Source organism: Spiroplasma endosymbiont of Atherix ibis (assembly GCF_964020005.1).
In the GTDB taxonomy this organism is placed as follows: Bacteria; Bacillota_I; Bacilli_A; order Mycoplasmatales; family Mycoplasmataceae; genus Spiroplasma_A.
Genome location: NZ_OZ026474.1, coordinates 985062 through 1003182, shown reverse-complemented (window position 1 = coordinate 1003182; position 18121 = coordinate 985062). Strand labels below are relative to the sequence as shown.

Annotated in this window: 14 protein-coding genes and 3 pseudogenes; 13 read left to right on the top strand and 4 right to left on the bottom strand. The window is 26.5% G+C overall.

Annotated features, from left to right (window positions below; all coding sequences use genetic code 4):
* Positions 1 to 47 precede the first annotated feature (47 nt).
* The 3 genes from tuf to AACK92_RS05415 all read left to right on the top strand — a co-directional run bounded on the left by tuf (position 48) and on the right by AACK92_RS05415 (position 3830).
* The gene (tuf, locus tag AACK92_RS05425) at positions 48 to 1235 is read left to right on the top strand and encodes an elongation factor Tu (protein WP_339020784.1); all 1188 of its coding nucleotides are present in this window, start codon (positions 48 to 50) and stop codon (positions 1233 to 1235) included.
* A 621-nt stretch (positions 1236 to 1856) separates the two neighbouring features.
* Positions 1857 to 2444, top strand: coding sequence for a GIY-YIG nuclease family protein (locus AACK92_RS05420; RefSeq protein WP_339020783.1), 588 nt, complete (start codon positions 1857 to 1859; stop codon positions 2442 to 2444).
* 48 nt (positions 2445 to 2492) lie between these two features.
* Positions 2493 to 3830, top strand: coding sequence for a M17 family metallopeptidase (locus AACK92_RS05415; protein WP_339020782.1), 1338 nt, complete (start codon positions 2493 to 2495; stop codon positions 3828 to 3830).
* A 194-nt stretch (positions 3831 to 4024) separates the two neighbouring features.
* Here the strand turns inward: AACK92_RS05415 and AACK92_RS05410 are convergent, their stop codons facing one another.
* From AACK92_RS05410 to AACK92_RS05400, 3 genes are all read right to left on the bottom strand, one after another.
* The gene (locus AACK92_RS05410) at positions 4025 to 4216 is read right to left on the bottom strand and encodes a hypothetical protein (RefSeq protein ID WP_339020781.1); all 192 of its coding nucleotides are present in this window, start codon (positions 4214 to 4216) and stop codon (positions 4025 to 4027) included.
* Positions 4217 to 4498: 282 nt separating this feature from the next.
* Positions 4499 to 5050: a hypothetical protein gene (locus tag AACK92_RS05405; RefSeq protein ID WP_339020780.1), complete on the bottom strand. Its 552-nt coding sequence runs from the start codon at positions 5048 to 5050 to the stop codon at positions 4499 to 4501.
* 15 nt (positions 5051 to 5065) lie between these two features.
* Positions 5066 to 5209, bottom strand: a complete 144-nt coding sequence (locus tag AACK92_RS05400) for a hypothetical protein (protein ID WP_339020779.1) — start codon at positions 5207 to 5209, stop codon at positions 5066 to 5068.
* Between the two features lie 260 nt (positions 5210 to 5469).
* Between AACK92_RS05400 and pepF the strand changes: the two genes are divergently transcribed.
* Positions 5470 to 7248: an oligoendopeptidase F gene (gene pepF / locus AACK92_RS05395; RefSeq protein WP_339020778.1), complete on the top strand. Its 1779-nt coding sequence runs from the start codon at positions 5470 to 5472 to the stop codon at positions 7246 to 7248.
* A gap of 21 nt (positions 7249 to 7269) precedes the next feature.
* Here the strand turns inward: pepF and AACK92_RS05390 are convergent, their stop codons facing one another.
* Complete coding sequence (locus AACK92_RS05390; RefSeq protein WP_339020776.1) at positions 7270 to 8142, bottom strand: Cof-type HAD-IIB family hydrolase; 873 nt, start codon at positions 8140 to 8142, stop codon at positions 7270 to 7272.
* 178 nt (positions 8143 to 8320) lie between these two features.
* Between AACK92_RS05390 and AACK92_RS05385 the strand changes: the two genes are divergently transcribed.
* The 9 genes and pseudogenes from AACK92_RS05385 (at position 8321) to AACK92_RS05335 (ending at position 18105) form a co-directional block, all read left to right on the top strand.
* Positions 8321 to 9316, top strand: coding sequence for a lipoate--protein ligase (locus AACK92_RS05385; protein ID WP_339020774.1), 996 nt, complete (start codon positions 8321 to 8323; stop codon positions 9314 to 9316).
* A gap of 9 nt (positions 9317 to 9325) precedes the next feature.
* Positions 9326 to 10438: a pyruvate dehydrogenase (acetyl-transferring) E1 component subunit alpha gene (pdhA, locus tag AACK92_RS05380; protein ID WP_339020773.1), complete on the top strand. Its 1113-nt coding sequence runs from the start codon at positions 9326 to 9328 to the stop codon at positions 10436 to 10438.
* The gene (locus tag AACK92_RS05375) at positions 10438 to 11427 is read left to right on the top strand and encodes an alpha-ketoacid dehydrogenase subunit beta (protein WP_339020772.1); all 990 of its coding nucleotides are present in this window, start codon (positions 10438 to 10440) and stop codon (positions 11425 to 11427) included. The genes pdhA and AACK92_RS05375 overlap by 1 nt, the downstream gene beginning before the upstream one ends.
* Positions 11428 to 11447: 20 nt before the next feature.
* Positions 11448 to 12770, top strand: coding sequence for a dihydrolipoamide acetyltransferase family protein (locus AACK92_RS05370; RefSeq protein ID WP_339020771.1), 1323 nt, complete (start codon positions 11448 to 11450; stop codon positions 12768 to 12770).
* 13 nt (positions 12771 to 12783) lie between these two features.
* Positions 12784 to 13131, top strand: a pseudogene (locus AACK92_RS05850) (biotin/lipoyl-containing protein); the annotation flags it as partial.
* Between the two features lie 54 nt (positions 13132 to 13185).
* A complete protein-coding gene (gene lpdA, locus AACK92_RS05365; protein ID WP_422397893.1) occupies positions 13186 to 14661 on the top strand; it encodes a dihydrolipoyl dehydrogenase in 1476 nt (491 codons plus the stop codon).
* Positions 14662 to 14759: 98 nt separating this feature from the next.
* Positions 14760 to 16305 (top strand): annotated as a pseudogene (guaA, locus tag AACK92_RS05845) (glutamine-hydrolyzing GMP synthase).
* A gap of 11 nt (positions 16306 to 16316) precedes the next feature.
* A pseudogene (gene guaB / locus AACK92_RS05340) lies at positions 16317 to 17785 on the top strand (IMP dehydrogenase).
* Positions 17786 to 17967: 182 nt separating this feature from the next.
* On the top strand, positions 17968 to 18105 hold the full coding sequence (locus AACK92_RS05335; RefSeq protein WP_339020765.1) for a hypothetical protein: 138 nt from the start codon (positions 17968 to 17970) through the stop codon (positions 18103 to 18105).
* Positions 18106 to 18121: the final 16 nt, after the last annotated feature.

Genomic DNA, 18121 nt, shown 5'->3' with positions numbered 1-18121 from the left:
GGTCGCAATAAAATAAATAAAAACCAAATGGAAGGAATGAAAAAAACATGGCAAAAGAAGCATTTGACCGTAGTTTACCTCACGTTAACATTGGAACAATCGGACACGTTGACCACGGTAAAACTACTTTAACAGCTGCAATTACAAAAGTATTAGCAGCAAAAGGTGGAGCAGAATTCAAAGATTATGCAAATATTGATAATGCACCAGAAGAAAGAGAAAGAGGTATTACTATTAATACTTCTCACGTTGAATATAAAACAGATAAAAGACACTACGCACACGTAGACTGTCCAGGTCATGCCGATTATGTTAAAAACATGATTACAGGAGCTGCGCAAATGGATGGAGGAATCCTAGTTGTTGCTGCAACTGATGGACCAATGCCTCAAACAAGAGAACACATCCTATTATCAAGACAAGTTGGAGTACCAGCAATCGCAGTATTTTTAAATAAATGTGATATGGTAGATGATGAAGAATTAATTGATTTAGTTGAAATGGAAGTTAGAGATTTATTATCTGCATATGACTTCGATGGAGATGGAGCACCAGTTATTCGTGGATCAGCTTTAGGAGCATTAAATGGAGATGCTAAATGAGTTGAAAAAGTAGAAGAATTAATGTCTGCAGTTGATGAATACATCCCAACACCAACTCGTGATACAGATAAAACATTCTTAATGCCTATAGAAGATGTATTTACAATTACAGGGCGTGGAACTGTTGCAACTGGAAGAGTTGAAAGAGGAGTTGTTAAAGTTAACGACGAAGTTGAAATTGTTGGATTAGTAGAAAATAGTAAAAAAGTTGTTGTTACAGGATTAGAAATGTTTAGAAAATTATTAGACTTTGCTGAAGCTGGAGATAACGTTGGAGCATTATTAAGAGGGGTTGACAGAAACGACATCGAACGTGGACAAGTTCTTGCAAAACCAGGAACAATTAAACCTCATACAAAATTAAATGCATCAGTTTATGCTTTAACACAAGAAGAAGGTGGAAGACACAAACCATTCTTTAACAAATACCGTCCTCAATTCTATTTTAGAACTACAGACGTTACTGGAGAAGTTCATTTACCAAATGGAACAGATATGGTTATGCCTGGAGATAACGTTGAATTAGTTGTTGAATTAATTAAACCAATTGCTGTTGAACAAGGTACAAAATTCTCAATCCGTGAAGGTGGAAGAACTATTGGTGCTGGAACAGTTGTTTCAATCGTTCAATAATTTAAAAAATATATAAAAAACAAAATAAGTTTTTTAAAATTAAAAAAAATCTTTGTATATATTTTATATACAAAGATTTTTTATTTTTTTAGTAACATATATAGGTTTTAGGTCTTTATAAATAGATAAAATGATAAATTTTGAAGATATTTTAAAAATTTTTAAGTGTCTAAAATTTGAAATTAGAATCATAAAAAGATAAGAAAATAATATTTTTTATAATTACAATTTTAAAAGAATTGGTAATTTAAATAAAATTATTAGAAGTTTAACTTATAAAGAGATTAAAAGTTTCTTAAATTAATGAAAAGAACAAATTAATGTAAAATTGTTTTTCTTCGTGCATAATTTTGATAATTAAATTAGTTCTTTTTTAGATTAAGTATAAAATTAAAGCTAAAATATAAGCTATTTACAATTATTAAATAGCTTATCAATATTTAATGATTTTAATAGTGATTAGAGGATTTATAAGGATTATCATTATGTATTTATTGAAAAAAGAAAAACATTTAAAACAAAATTTATAAGTTAAACAAGAAAGTATTAAATTATAGACATTTTTTTGAAAATTATTTAATAATATTTTTTACTTTATAATAATTTTATAAAGGAAGTTTTATGAAAATAAGTGATCAATTTAAAATTATATCTAAAATAAAAAATTCTACTAGTTTGGATGTTAAAATTTTATCTGAAATTTATATACTTGAAATTATTAATAAACTTTTAGAAAATAGAAAAAAATTAAAATTTAATGAACTAAACGAAATTGATAATAATAAAGCAGGTGTTTATCTTTTATATTCTATAGTAAATAATAGATTGAAATTTTGCTATATTGGTGAATCTGTAAATGTCAAAGAAAGATTTAATCAACATATAAAAGGATATATTAATAAAAAAAACAAAATGTATTCAATTATGAATAAAAGAATAGAAAGTATTAGAGATATTAATTTTGTTTTTTTAGAGGAGATAGAAAATCAAAATAATAGATTAAAAAAAGAAACATATTATATATATACAACAAAATCGAAACACTTCTCTTTAAATACAAAGTTAGTAAATAGAAAATTGAGATGTCCAAATGGACACGGTTTAGTTAAAGGTTCTCTTTCTTATGACAAAAATAAAGATTACATTCATTTAATACTATATGGAATATGTAAAAATAAAAATTGTAAAATTAAGTTTCAAATAAACTAATTAAAAAAAGGTGATATTATATTTTTGTAAATAAAAAGGAGAATTTATATGATAACAAATAACGAAAAACAATTTACATTAACTTTAAAAGCTGTAAGTTCAAAAGATAAAGTTAGTGAATTAGTTTTAAAAGAAAATGGAGCAGCATCATTAATAAGTGAAGATAAAACAATTTATTATTTTGTAGAAGAAAAATCTTGTCTTAAAGATTTATGAAACTCATTAGAATCATTTATTAAATCAAATAAATATGATTTAAATATAAATGTTGATTCATTCGTATCTAAATTTGAAAAAGCTGAAGAACCATTTCAAACTGTTGTAGAAGCAATAGCTTTTGCTTCACACAAAGATTTAGATTATAAACAAAAATCAACAGATCCAAAATCAATTAACTTTATTTTTGATAAAAAATATACTTCAATTTATGAAGTATCAATAATTAAAATTGAATATATGGATTTTGCAAGAGACTTACAAGATTTACCACCAAACATTGGTACATCAGTTGAAATTGCAAATAGATTAGTTGAAAAAGCAAAAGAATTAATTGATGTAAAAGTTACTGTATATGACAAAAAACAAATTGAAGAAATGGGTATGGGATTATTACTATCAGTTAATGCAGGAAGTAATGTAGAAGCTAGAGTAGTTGTAATGGAGTATAACTCAGATCCATCTCAAAAAAGAACTGCTTTAGTAGGAAAAGGAATTACTTTTGATAGTGGAGGATATAATTTAAAACCATCTAACTTTATTGAAAATATGAAATTTGATATGTCGGGAGCTGCAATTGTTTCTTCAACAGTTATGGCACTTGCAAAAGCAAAAGTAAAAACTAATGTAGTATCAATTGGTTTATTAACAGATAACAGAATTGGTGGAAAAGCAACTTTAACAGAATCAGTTATTAAATCAATGAATGGAAAAACTGTAGAAATTACAAATACTGATGCAGAAGGAAGATTAGTATTAGCTGATGGTATTACTTATGCTGTAAGAAATGCCAAAGCTGATAGAGCAATTACTGTTGCAACTTTAACAGGAGCAATTGATGTTGCATTAGGAAAATGATTTACAGGAACATTTTCAACAAGTGATTCATTCTATGGAGAATTTGATAAAGCTGCTGCTAAAGCACAAGAATCAGTATGAAGAATGCCAGTTATTAAAGACCATTTAAAAGCAATGCAATGTTCAAAAGTTGCTGATTTAGCTAACTCAGAACCAGGAAGACAAGCAGGTTCTTCAACAGCTGCAGCATTCTTAGATTCATTTGCTGAGGGAAAAGACTTTATTCACTTAGATATTGCATCAACTGCAGATATTAACAAACGTGGTAGAGCACCTATGTTAAGAGCAATGTTTGAACTATTAAAAAAATAGTTTGAGTTAAAAATATCTTAATTTAAGGTATTATAAAATAAAAAAATTTATCAAATGATAAATAAAATAATTTTAATCCGAATAATTTTATTCGGTTTTTTAATTATTATTTTCTTTTAATAAAAAAAATTTTTTAAAACAATTTCTAAATAAAAGATATAGTATATATTTTATTTATTTTATATATATTTTAATTAAAAAGTTTCTTGATAAGTTATTTTAGTTTTAAAAATTTTTAATTCATCTAAAGATATTTTATTTTTTGAAAAAATTCCTATTATATTTTGAGAAAAAAACATATTTTGTTCTATTAAAGAATTATTTTTCATTATGTTTTGTCATTTTTTATTATTAAAAATATTGTAAAGATATAAAGCATTATCCATATCTTTTACAACAATATAATGGAAGAAAAATTTATTAACTGTTCTTAAAAAATTATTGTATTGAACTGGAATATTTCTTTGATCTCCATCTGGTGTTTTTTTAACTATAAATTCCGTGTGACTATTTTTATTAAAATAATTTACATTTAAATTTGAAATATTTATTCCTTCATTTTCTTCAATTAAAGTTAAATCAAGAATACTTTCTTTTTGAAATAAAGTGAATTAATAGTTATCATCCAAAAATTTATATATAATAGATTCTAAAACATGTGTTGAAGGTTAATTATTTATATTTATTTCTGGAGTAGTTGCAATTAAACTTTTTGCATTCATATTAATTAATGTTGGAGTTGCCAAAATTGGAGCTATTGTGAAATACATATGTTTAAATTGAGTATTATTTATTCTAAAAAATTTTTCTTTTATGCTTTCTAATGAAAAAGAAATATAGTCAGCAGGATTTTGATCAAAATATCAATTTTTAATTCTATTAGATTTAATTGTAGTTATCATACCTTTTTTCTCTAAAATGAAATCATCTCCAAATCCACTTTTAAGATCTACTATAAGTTCTATCATGTTTTTTTGTGCAATAGGTGTGAAAAGTCTTCTAAATTCAATTTCATTACTTCTTGATTGAACATTAAAATAACTTTCAAACTCTGTATTATTCATTAAATTAAAACTCTTATTTTCTTTAATTGAATTAATTGCTTTTTTTTCTAAGAGTTCTTTATTTTTATTTATAAATTCATTTAACTTTTTTAAATTCAAAGAGTTTAAATTTTGTGGTCTTCTTATATAACTTAAATTAGGAATTAAATCAGACATAAAAATTAATACTTTTTAAGTTTTAAAAACAGGAATCTGTTTTATAATTTCAGCTTTTAAAACTTTATCAGAAATAGAATAACCTATTTCTCCATTATTGTATAAAACATTTTTTTTATATTTAAAACTTCTTTCTCCACTATAAGTTATATCTTCCATTATAAAAAAACTTCTTTCTCAAAATAAAAATTTATTATTTTTTAAAATTATTAGTAAATAATTTTTGTTAATTCATTGTTATTATAAAAAAAATAATAAAGTTTTAAACATATTGTTTGATTTTATTTAAAAAGCTAAAATTAAATTATTTTAGTTTCTTAACATTTCAATTTAACTTATAAATAAATTATATTAAAATATATTCATTAAAAATAAATTAAATCTCTATCTTTTTAATTTTTATTTTATATAATAATTTTATGAAAAGAAAAAATGCTGATAATAAATATAAATGAGATTTTTCAAATTTATATAAAAATACACAACAATGAAAAGATGAAATTAAAAAAGCTAAAGATTTATGTGAAAGTATTTACAATTTAAAAAACACTTTAGATATTAAGGAGAATTTTTTAAAGTACTTAAACTTAAAAAAAGAAAAAGATTTATTAATAACTAAAATAAGCCAATATGCTCATTTATTTGATATTGATCAAGCAAATAATGAAAACCAGGAATTGAGTTCAATATTATATAATTTTTATCAAGAATCCAAAGTTAAATCCTCTTTTTTATTAAATGAACTAAAAGCAATTGGTGAAGAAAAAGTATTTGTTTGATTAAAAGAAAGTAATTTTGAAAATTATAATTATTATTTTAAAACTTTTTTTAAATCAACAAAATATATTCTTGAAAGTTCACAAGAAGAATTAATGAGTAAATTAGAAAGAAGTAGAAATGCAGTTGGAAATTTATATGATTCTCTTGCTTATGCAGATAGAGAAACAAGCAAAATAATTTGACAAAATAAAGAGCAAGAATTAAGTTCTTCTCTTTATAAAGAAATTATGGAAAATTCAGATCCTAAAATTGATCAAGAAAAAAGAAAAGAAGCTCAAAAGTTATATTTTAAAAACTTTATTACTAGAAAACATAGTTTTGCAAAAATATATGAAGCTATTGCTCAAGAACAATATGAAAATAAAAATGTAAGAAATTACAAATCAATTCTAGAAATGAATTTATTTGATGATCAAGTTAATGAAAACATTTATTTAAAGTTAATTGATTTTGGAAAAGAAACAATTGAGTCATTTAGAAAATATAATAGATTAATTAAAAAGGTTTATAATTTGAAAGAATTTAATTCTTCAGATAGATTATTAAAAATTGCTAAAAATTATAATAAAAAATTTAGTGTTGAACAGGGAAAAGAAATTGTAAAAAAAGCTTTGAAAGTTTTAGGAAAGGACTATTCTAATAAGCTGGAGATAGCTTTTAAAGATAATTTAGTAGATTATTATGAAGATGATAATAAATCAGATGGAGCTTATTCATCAGGGGGTAATGGTGTTGAACCAATAATATTAATGAATTGAGATGATACTTTTGGTTCAGTAAGTACATTAGCACATGAAATAGGTCATTCTGTTCATACTTTATTTTCAGATGAATCTCAAGTTTATCCTCTAAATAATTATCCAATTATTTTGGCAGAAGTAGCATCAACATTTAATGAGCATCTTTTATTTGAATATTTATATTCAAATACTAATGATGTAGAGGAGAAAAAATACTTATTGCAACAAAGAATATTTGATTTAATTTCAACTTTTTTTAGACAAATACAATTTGCAGATTTTGAATATAGTGCACATAAATTAATTGAGGAAGAAAAAACCATTACTACAGAAACATTGAAGAATTTATTTGTTCAAAAGCAAAAAGAGTTTGGATATGATGAGTTTGCAGATAAAGATGAATCAAACTATTCATGGCCTTATATTTCTCACTTCTTTCAATCACCGTTTTATGTTTATAAGTATGCAATAGATTTAGTTGCAAGTTTTAAACTTTATAATGATTTCAAATTAGGATATAAAAATAATATAATTAATTTCTTAAAAATGGGAGGTTCAAAAGAACCTTTAGAAATTTTAAAAGAAGTCGGAGTAGATTTTTTAGATAAAAATACTTATTTGCCTTTGATTGAAGAAATTGATAATTTAATAGATGAATTAGAAAAATTAATAAAATAAAAAACTGGCAAAAGCCAGTTTTTAAACTTCTAATCCTCTTAACAGTTTTTCTAAGTATTCTCCAACGCCACCTTCATTATTAGTTAAATTTGTAATACCTGCTGCTATATTTTTTAACTCCTGACTTCCATTTTTCATAGCTACTCCATAACCAACTTTTTGAAGCATTTCATAGTCATTCATTTGATCTCCAAAAGCAATAACATCTCTAATATCTTTATTGTAATATTGAGCTAATATGTCAGCTACAAATCCTTTATTTACTATTTTATTAGTTAAAGTAATCATTAATTTTGAAGTGTTTGTTAAATTTCCATAGATATTTCCTGATTGAATTTTGATTGTGTTTTTAAATTTTTCTAAAACTCTTAAAACTTCATCTCTATTATCTTCTGTATCAATAAATAAAACTAAGTTAGTTGCTGAACCTTCTCAATTTTTATATGGATCTGTTACTTTATATTCATCATTAGCAACATCATCTAAGTGAAAAAAGTTTTCTACAAATTCGTCTTTTTCTCTTACCATTGCTTTATTGTACGATTCAACTAGTATATTTGAAATAGAACTTTTAATTTTTCTATGATTCATAATTTGACTTACTATTTCTTCACTTATAGGAAACACGATTCTTTTAAATTTTTTTGTTATTGGATCATGTATATGAGCTCCATCAAAATTAGTTAAAAGAGTAGTTAAACCTAACTCATTATAAAATCTGATACTTGCTCTATGTGGACGACCTGTTATTATACAAACTTCATGCCCTTCTTTTCTTGCTTTTATTAATATCTCTTTTGTAATTGGGTGAATTTCTTCTCCATTAGACATTAAAGTAGTTCCATCTAAATCTATTAGAATTAATCTTTTTTTAGATAAGTGTTGTAGTTGCATATATATTCAACTCCTTTAAAATAAATTATATAGTTTTTTAATCAATTATTTAACTATAAGTAACATTTATTATATTTTTACTATAAAAGTGTTTGAAATTTTTTTTCATACTTTAAAAAAATTTTGGAAAAAACATATAAAAGTTTTAGAATATATTTATATAGGAAGGTAGTGTTTAATGTTTATTTATAAAACTTCTTGTGTTGATCCTACTTTTAACTTGGCCACAGAAGAATACTTTGTAAAAGCAAAAAAATACAAAGAGCCAATTCTTTTTTTATGACAAAATGACAATACTATTGTTGTAGGAAGAAATCAAAATGCTGCTTGAGAAATCAATCTTCAAAATGCACAAAAAGATTTAGTAAATATTGTTAGAAGAAATAGTGGTGGTGGAACTGTGTTTCACGATTTGGGAAATATAAATTTTAGTATAATTTATACAGATGTTGATAATAAAGCTGTTTTGTTATTTGCATCAATGTTAGAACCAGTTATTAAAACTTTAAATAATTTAGGCGTTCCCGCAAAATTTTCTGGAAGAAATGATATTGAACTAAATGGAAAAAAAATATCTGGAAATGCAATGTGAAAATATGAAGATAGATTTTTACAACATGGAACAATATTATTTAATGCAAATCTTGATAAGTTAACAAAATATTTAACTGTTGATAGAGCAAAAATTCTTTCAAAAAATATTAAATCTATTTCAGCTAGAGTTACAAATATAAATTCTGAAATAAAGAATAAAATTAATATTGAGTCATTTATGGATAAATTAATTGAAACATATAAGTATTTAGATAAAATTAAAACAATTGAGTTATCTCAAGAAGAATTACAAGAAATTAAAACTCTTAGTGAGAATAAATTCAAAAATCCAGATTGAAATTTTGCAAAAAATGCAGATTTTGATTATAGAAATAAACAAAGATTAGAAGGAAAAGGTTCTGTAGAAGTTCTTTTAAAAATTGAAAAAGCAATTATTAAAGAAGCTAAGTTCTATGGAGACTTTTTAGGATTTCAAGGAACAGAATCACTTGAAAAAAGTTTAATCAATACAAAGTATGAGACATTTGAATTACAAAAAATTTTAGATAATTCAGATATTAAGGGAATGTTTGGTGAAGGGTTTACAACTCAAGACATTCTTAACTTATTAATTCAATAGGAGGTAAAAATGAAATTTATAGGAAAATTTGATCCATTAAAAGACGAAATAGTTCAAATTGTGGATAAAGATGGAAAAATACTAAATGAAAAATTAATGCCAGAAATGACAGATAAACAAATGATAGAAGCTTACAAATTAATGAATATTTCAAGAAGACAAGATGATTTTCAAAATAAAGCGCAAAGACAAGGAAGATTACTATCATTTCTTTCATCAACAGGGCAAGAAGCATCAGAAATAGGATATACTTTACCAATTATTAAAGGAAAAGACTGATTTGCTTCAGGATATAGAAATAATGCAGCATGATTAAGTGTTGGAATGCCAATGAGAAATATTATGCTTTATTGAATGGGAAATGAATATGGAGGTCAGTCACCTGAAGGTGTAAATTCACTACCACCAAATATTATTATTGGTTCTCAATTTTCACAAGCAACAGGTATTGCTTTTGCTGAAAAATATAAAGGTACTGGAGGAGTTGCTTTAACTACTACTGGTGATGGGGGAATGAGTGAAGGAGAAACTTATGAAGCAATGAACTTTGCTAAAATTCATGAATTACCAGTTGTATTTATTTGTGAAAACAATAAATGAGCGATATCAACACCTTATAAAAAATCTACAAAATCAATAAATATTGCTGTAAAAGGTATTGCATCAGGAATTCCTTCAGTTAAAGTTGATGGAAATGATTTATTGGCAGTATATGCTGTTGCTTCAGAGGCAGTAGAATATGCAAGAAGTGGAAAAGGACCTGTATTTATTGAATGTGATACTTATAGATTGGGAGCTCACTCTTCTTCAGATAATCCAGATATATACAGACCAAAATCAGAGTTTGAAGAAGCTCTTACTAAAGAACCATTAATTAGAATGAAAAAATTCTTAATTTCAAAAGGCATATGAGATGACAAAAAACAACAGAAATTAGATATAGAACAAGATGAATTTATTAGAGCAGAATTTGATTGAGCTGAAGCAAATAAATCATATGATTTAGAAGATATTTTTAATTTTCAATATGCTCAAAAAACTCCAGATCTTGAAAAACAATATAATGAAGCAAAAGAATTTTTTGCTAAATATCCAGAAGTTGCAAAAGGAGGGCACCATTAATGAAAGTTTTAAATAATGTTAAAGCAGTTTCAGAAGCACTTGAAGTTGCCATGGAAAAATGAGATGATGTAGTAGTTTATGGAGAAGATGCAGGTTATGAAGGTGGAGTTTTTAGAGCTACTGAAGGATTACAGGCTAAATTTGGAGAAAAAAGATGTTTTGATGCTCCAATTTCTGAATCTGTTTTTGCTGGAGTTGCATTAGGTATGGCTATTAATAAAATGAAACCAGTTGTTGAATTACAATTTGAAGGTTTAGGATGACCATCATTGCAAAATATTTTAGGGCATATGGGTAGAATGAGAAACAGAACAAGAGGAAAATACCCAACACCAGTTGTTATTAGAATGCCAATGGGTGGAGGAATTAGAGCTCTTGAATTGCACTCTGAAGCTATGGAAGCAATGTATGCACATACACCAGGGATTAAAGTTGTTTGTCCTTCAACACCATATGATACAAAAGGTTTATTACTTGCAGCAATTGAATCAACAGATCCAGTTATTGTATTTGAACCAACAAAATTATATAGAGCTTTTAAACAAGAAGTTCCTGAAGGATTCTATACAGTTGAAATAGGAAAAGCTTTTAAAATCCAAGAAGGAAATGATTTAACAGTTGTAACTTATGGAGCACAAACTGTTGATTGTCAAAAAGCAATTGATGAATTGGAATCTAAAAATCCAGATATTACAATTGAATTAATTGATTTACGTTCAATTCAACCATGAGATAAAGAAATGGTTTTTGAATCAGTTAAAAAAACTGGAAGATTATTAGTTGTTCATGAAGCAATTAGATCATTTTCAGTTTCAGCAGAAATTATTGCATCAGTAAATGAAGAGTGTTTTGAATATTTAAAAGCTCCTTCAATGAGATGTACAGGTTATGATATTGTTATTCCTTTTGATTCAGGTGAAGCTTATCACCAACCTCATCCAAAAAAAATATTAGTTAAAATGGAAGAAATTTTAAATTATAAATTTTAAATAGTAGGAGAATTGAAAATATGTTTAAAGTAAAATTCGCAGACATTGGAGAAGGTTTAACAGAAGGAACAGTTACTGAAGTTTTAGTCAAAGTTGGAGACAAAGTTAAAATGGGAGACTCTCTATTTAACGTTGAAACTGATAAAGTTACTTCAGATATTTATGCACCAACAGATGGTGTTATTTCAAAAATTTTAATTTCATCAAATCAAGAAATTAAAGTAGGAGATGTAGTTGTAGAAATAGATGATGGTAAAGGTGATGCTCCAAAAGAAGCAAAATCTGAACCAGTTGAAGAAAATGCATCAGTTGTTGGTGCAACACCAGTTTCAAATGAAGTTATTTCAAGAGTAGCTAGAGAAGTTGCTCCAAAACAGGAGTTATCATCTCAACCAAGTATTATTGATAATAGTAATGTTGATGTTAAAGCATCACCATTAGCAAGAAAAATGGCAGCAGTTATGGGAGTAGACTTATCAAAGGTTAGTTCATCTGGACCAAATGGAAGAATATTAGTTGCAGATGTTCAATCATTTTCAACTAATCCGCAACCAGTTTTAGTTTCAGCACCAGTTGGAAGTGGATCAAAATCAGCTGCAATAGATTATTCAAATCCATTGATTTCAGTTCCTGAAATTAATGAACCATTAACATTTGAATCAAAACCTTGAAATCCTATCAGAAAAGCAACTGTAAAAGCAATGACAACAGCTCATGAAAAAGTTGCAGGATTTACAGGATTAAGAAATCTAGATATTACTGAATTAGTAAATATTAGAAATCAATTAAAAGGTCATGCAGATTCATTAAGAGTTAAATTAACTTATTTAGCATTTATTATTAAAGCAAGTGCAAATGCTTTAAAAGATATGCCAAATTTAAATGTAAGAATTGATGAAGAAAATAAGGCAACAAAATTTGCACAACAAATTAATATTGGTATGGCATGTGATACACCAGATGGTTTAATGGTTCCAGTAATTAGAGGAGCAGATAAATTAAGTGTTTTACAAATTGCTGTAAAAATTAATGATCTTGCAACAAAAGCAAGAGCTAAAAAATTAATACCAAGTGAAATGAGTGGAGCTACATTTACTGTTACAAATTTTGGAGCTGTAGGCTTAGATTATGCAACACCTATTGTTAATTTCCCCGAATCAGCAATTTTAGGAGTTGGAACAATAACAAAAGCTCCTGGAGTTGTTAAAGATGAAATTGAAATTAGAGACTATATGCCATTCTCAATTACTGCAGATCATAAAGTAATTGATGGGGCTGATGCAGGAAGATTCTTAACAAGAGTCGCATATTATTTACAAAATCCTGCAACTTTATTAGTTTAGGAGAATTGAAAATATGTTTAAAGTAAAATTCGCAGACATTGGAGAAGGTTTAACAGAAGGAACAGTTACTGAAGTTTTAGTCAAAGTTGGAGACAAAGTTAAAATGGGAGACTCTCTATTTAACGTTGAAACTGATAAAGTTACTTCAGATATTTATGCACCAACAGATGGTGTTATTTCAAAAATTTTAATTTCATCAAATCAAGAAATTAAAGTAGGAGATGTAGTTGTAGAAATAGATGATGGTAAAGGTGATGCTCCAAAAGAAGCAAAATCTGAACCAGTTGAAGAAAATGCATCAGTTGTTGGTGCAACACCAGTTTCAAATGATTTACTTTCAAGAGGAAGAACAAGAACAGTTCCTGCTAAAAAATCATCAGTAGAAACAATTGTTAATGCTGTAAATAGTGTAAATATGCCAGGATTTGTACAAGGTAAAGGTGGACCTTTAAAACCAGCACAAAAATTCACACCAGAAAAACAAGAAAATCATTTTGATGTTATTGTTGTGGGAGCTGGAGTTGGAGGTTATGTATCAGCTATTAAATGTGCACAATTAGGTTTAAAAACTATGATTGTAGAAAAAGCAAATTATGGGGGAGTTTGTCTAAATATTGGATGTATTCCAACTAAAACTTTATTAAAATCAGCATATTTATATGAACAAATTACAAAAAGAGCAGATAAATATGGTATTAAAGTTGATATTAGTGGAGTTAAAGCAGATTGAAAAGCAATTCAAGCAAGAAAAGATGATGTTGTTGGAAAATTAACAACAGGTGTAAAAGGTTTATTGAAAAAAAATAAAGTTACTTCAGTAGAAGGTATGGCAAAAGCATTAGATAAAAATACAGTTGAAGTAAATAAGAAAAAATATACATGTGATAATATGATTATTGCAACAGGAAGTGTGCCAAATCATTTCAATTTACCAGGAACAAAAGAAGCAATGGAATCAGGATTTTTAATTGATTCAACAGGAGCTTTATCTCTTCCAAAAATTCCAAAAGAGTTAGTAATTATTGGTGGGGGAGTTATAGGTATTGAATTTGCTTGTGTTTATAAAAGATTAGGAACAAAAGTTACTGTTTTACAATTTTTACCAACTATCTTAGAGATGCTAGACAGTGATGTTTCAAAAGAAATGACAAAAGAGTTAATTTCTAGAGGGAATTTAGAAATTATTTATGGAGTAAATACAAAGTCATTTGGTAAAAAAGAAGTAGTTTATGAAAAAGATGGTAAAGAATATAAAATTAAAGCAGATTATTGTTTACAATCAGTTGGTCGTAAAGTTGTAACAGAAGGATTTACAGAAATTAATTTGGAAATGAATGAACGTGGACATATTAATGTAAATGAATATTGTGAAACAAATATTGATGGAGTATATTCAATTGGTGATGTTACAGGAAAAATGATGTTAGCACACGTTGCTTCACATCAAGGTATTATTGCTGCAAATAGAATAGCAAGAAGACTTGGCAATGAACATGCTGAAGATATACATATGAATTTTGATAGAGTACCAAGCTGTATTTATACTTATCCAGAAGTTGCTTCTGTTGGTAAAACAGAAGATGAGCTTAAAAAAACAGGAACTGAATATCAAGTATATAAATTTCCATTTGCTGCAATTGGTAAGGCACTTGCAGATGGAAATACATGAGGTTTTGTTAAATTAATTTGTGAACCTAAATTTAAACAAGTTTTAGGTTGTCATATTATTTCTAATACTGCAACAGATATGATTTCTGAAATAACAACTGCTATGGAATCAGAAGCTACAATAACTGAAATTGCAAGATCAATTCATCCTCACCCTTCATTAAGTGAGGCAATTGGAGAAGCAGCTGAAGCATTAGAATCAGGAAAACCAATTAACTTTTAATTTTAAAAACATCAGTATACTAAAAATATACTGATGTTTTTTTAATGTATAATTAATAAAATAGTTATTTTTAGTTAAATTAGTGAAAGGTAAAAAATATGTCAAAAACACAAATACTGATTTTAGACTTTGGAAGTCAATATACTCAATTGCTTGCAAGAAGAGTTAGAAATTTAAATGTATATGCAGAAGTAATTCCTTTTGATAAAACAAAAGAAGAATTGCAAAAAAAATATATTAATTTAAAAGGAATTATATTTTCAGGGGGGCCAAACAGTGTATATTTAAAAGAAGCATACACTGTTGATAGAGCTTTATTTGATTTAAATATTCCAATACTTGGAGTTTGCTATGGTATGCAACTTATAACTGAAATATTTGAAGGTAAAGTAGAACTTGCATCTTCGCAAGAATTTGGTAAGGCACAATTATTTATAGATGATTTAAAAACTCCTCTATTTAAAAAAGTAAAAAATAATTCACAAGTTTGAATGAGTCATGAAGATCATTTGACACAAATGCCAAAAGGTTTTAAGCAAATTGCTCATTCAGATTCATCTATTGTAGGAATTGCAAATGAAGAGAGAAAAATTTATGGTATTCAATTTAATGCAGAAGTAACTCACTCAGAGCAAGGAACTCAAATATTAGAAAATTTCTTATTTGATATTTCAAAATGTCAAAAAGATTGAGAAATGAAAGAGTTTATTAAAGAAAAAATTAAGGAAATTAAAACTATAGTTGGTGAAGAAAAAGTTATTCTAGGATTTATCTGGAGGAGTTGACTCTTCTGTAGCAGCTGTTTTAATCTCAAAAGCAATAGGTAAACAATTAACATGTATTTTAGTTGATACTGGATTGTTAAGAAAAAATGAAGCGCAAAAAGTAATGGATTTATATAATAAAGACTTTGATATGAATATTAAATTAATTGATGCAAAAGAAATTTTTTATAAGGATTTAAAAGGAGAAATAGATCCTGAAAAGAAAAGAAAAATAATAGGGCGTAAATTTATTGAAGTATTTAATGAACAAGCAAGAGAAATGCAAGGAGCCAAATTTTTAGCTCAAGGTACTATCTATCCTGATGTTATAGAATCTTCAAGTCACGGTCATGTTTCAAAAACAATTAAATCACATCATAATGTTGGAGGTTTACCAGAAGATTTAAAATTTGAGTTGTTAGAACCATTAAGAACATTATTTAAAGATGAAGTTAGAACTGTTGGAAAAGAATTGGGTATTCCTGATTTAATGATTAATCGTCATCCATTTCCTGGTCCAGGTCTTGGAGTAAGAGTAATTGGAGAAGTTACAAAAGAAAAATGTGATATTTTAAGAGAAGCTGATGATATTTTTATAAATAATTTAATTGAAGCTAATTTATATAATAAAGTTTCACAAGCATTTGTTACTTTACTTCCTGTAAAAACTGTTGGAGTAATGGGAGATAATAGAACTTATGATTATGTAGTTGCTTTAAGATCTGTTAATACAATTGATTTTATGACAGCTTCAAGTAGTCATTTACCTTGAGAATTTTTAGATAAAGTTGTAAATGAGATTATAAATAAAGTAGATGGTGTTAACAGAGTGGTTTATGATATTACTTCAAAACCTCCTGGAACAATTGAATGAGAATAGGAGTTTAAAAAATGAGTACAAATGATTTAAATGGAAAAATAATTAATGAGGGAATTACTTTCGATGATGTTCTATTAGTTCAAAGATATTCTGAGTTTTTACCAAGTGAAGTGAAATTAAAAACAAAGTTAACTAAAAATATTTAACTTAATATTCCTTTAATAAGTGCTGCTATGGATACTGTAACAGAAGCTAAATTAGCAATTGAAATAGCTAGAGCTGTGGGTATAGGAGTTATTCATAAAAATTTAACTATTGAAGAACAAGTGTTAGAAGTACAAAAAGTTAAAAGAAATGAATCAGGATTTATAACTGACCCAATTACAATTTCAAAAGATACAACAGTTGAAACAGCAAATAAAATTATGGGAACTTATAAAATTTTTGGTTTACCTGTAGTTGATGAAAATCAAAAATTAATAGGTATTGTTACAAATAGAGATTTAAAATATTTTGAAGATTTCCAAGAAAAAGTTGATTTAATTATGACTAAAAAAAATTAATAACAGGAAGTCCTTATACTACTTTAGAACAAGCAAAAGCAATTTTATTAAAAAACAGAATTGAAAAATTACCAATTGTAGATAAGGACAATATTCTTGTTGGACTAATAACTACAAAAGATATTGATAAAGCAATTGATCATCCAAATGCTTGTAAAGATTTAAAAGGAAGATTAAGAGTTGCAGCAGCATTAGGAGTTAGCTCTGATTATATTGAAAGAGTTGATGCATTAGTTAAAGCGCAAGTTGATGTTATTGTTGTTGACTCAGCTCATGGTCATAGTAAAGGCATACTTGATGTTATTAAAAAAATTAGATCTAAATATAAAAATTTAGATATTATTGCTGGAAATATTTGTACTGCTGAAGGGGCAAAAGCACTTTATGAAGCTGGAGCAAATGCAGTTAAAGTTGGAGTTGTTCCTGGAAGTATTTGTACAAAAAGAGTTGTAGCTGGAGTTGGTGTTCCTCAAATTACAGCAATTAATGAAGTATTTAATTGAGCAAAAGATAAAGATTTAACTATTATAGCTGATGGGGGAATTAAGTATTCTGGAGATATTGTAAAAGCTCTTGCAGCAGGAGCACATAGTGTTATGATGGGAAGTATTTTTGCAGGTACTGAAGAATCTTCTGGAGAAGAAATTATCGTAAATGGTAAAAAGTACAAAACTTATGTTTGCATGGGCTCACTTGCAGCAATGAAAAGAGGTAGCAGTGATAGATACTTTCAAAAAGGTGCAAAAAAATTAGTTCCAGAAGGAATTGAAGCAAGAGTTCCTTTTAAAGGAAAAATGAGAGATGTTATTTTTCAATTGATGGGTGGTTTAAAAAGTGGTATGGGTTATACTGGAAGTGAAACTATTGAAGATCTTCGTTTAAACACAAAATTTGTAAAAATAACAAATGCTAGTTTAAAAGAAAGTCATCCTCATGATGTTGAATTAACAAAAGAAGCACCAAACTACAATAAATAATAAGAGGTTCAATATGAACCTTTTATTTTCTAAATAAAAATGGAAAAGAGAGTTTAATGATGGAAAAAATTAAATTAGATAATATAGCAACTAATGCTTGAAGTAATGCATTACTTTGTCAGTGTGGTAATTAAAAAGATAAATTAGATATTCACAGACTTTGTATAGTTTGTTTAAAATATATGGATTATAATAATCATTATTCAAAATCTAGTGATTCTACTTCATGAAATATTAAATTTTATAATAATGAAAATTATAATGAAGTTGAATTTAGTGGAATAATAATGGCTGTGCATAAAAATTGCTTTATAAAATAAATAAAGTTCTTATATG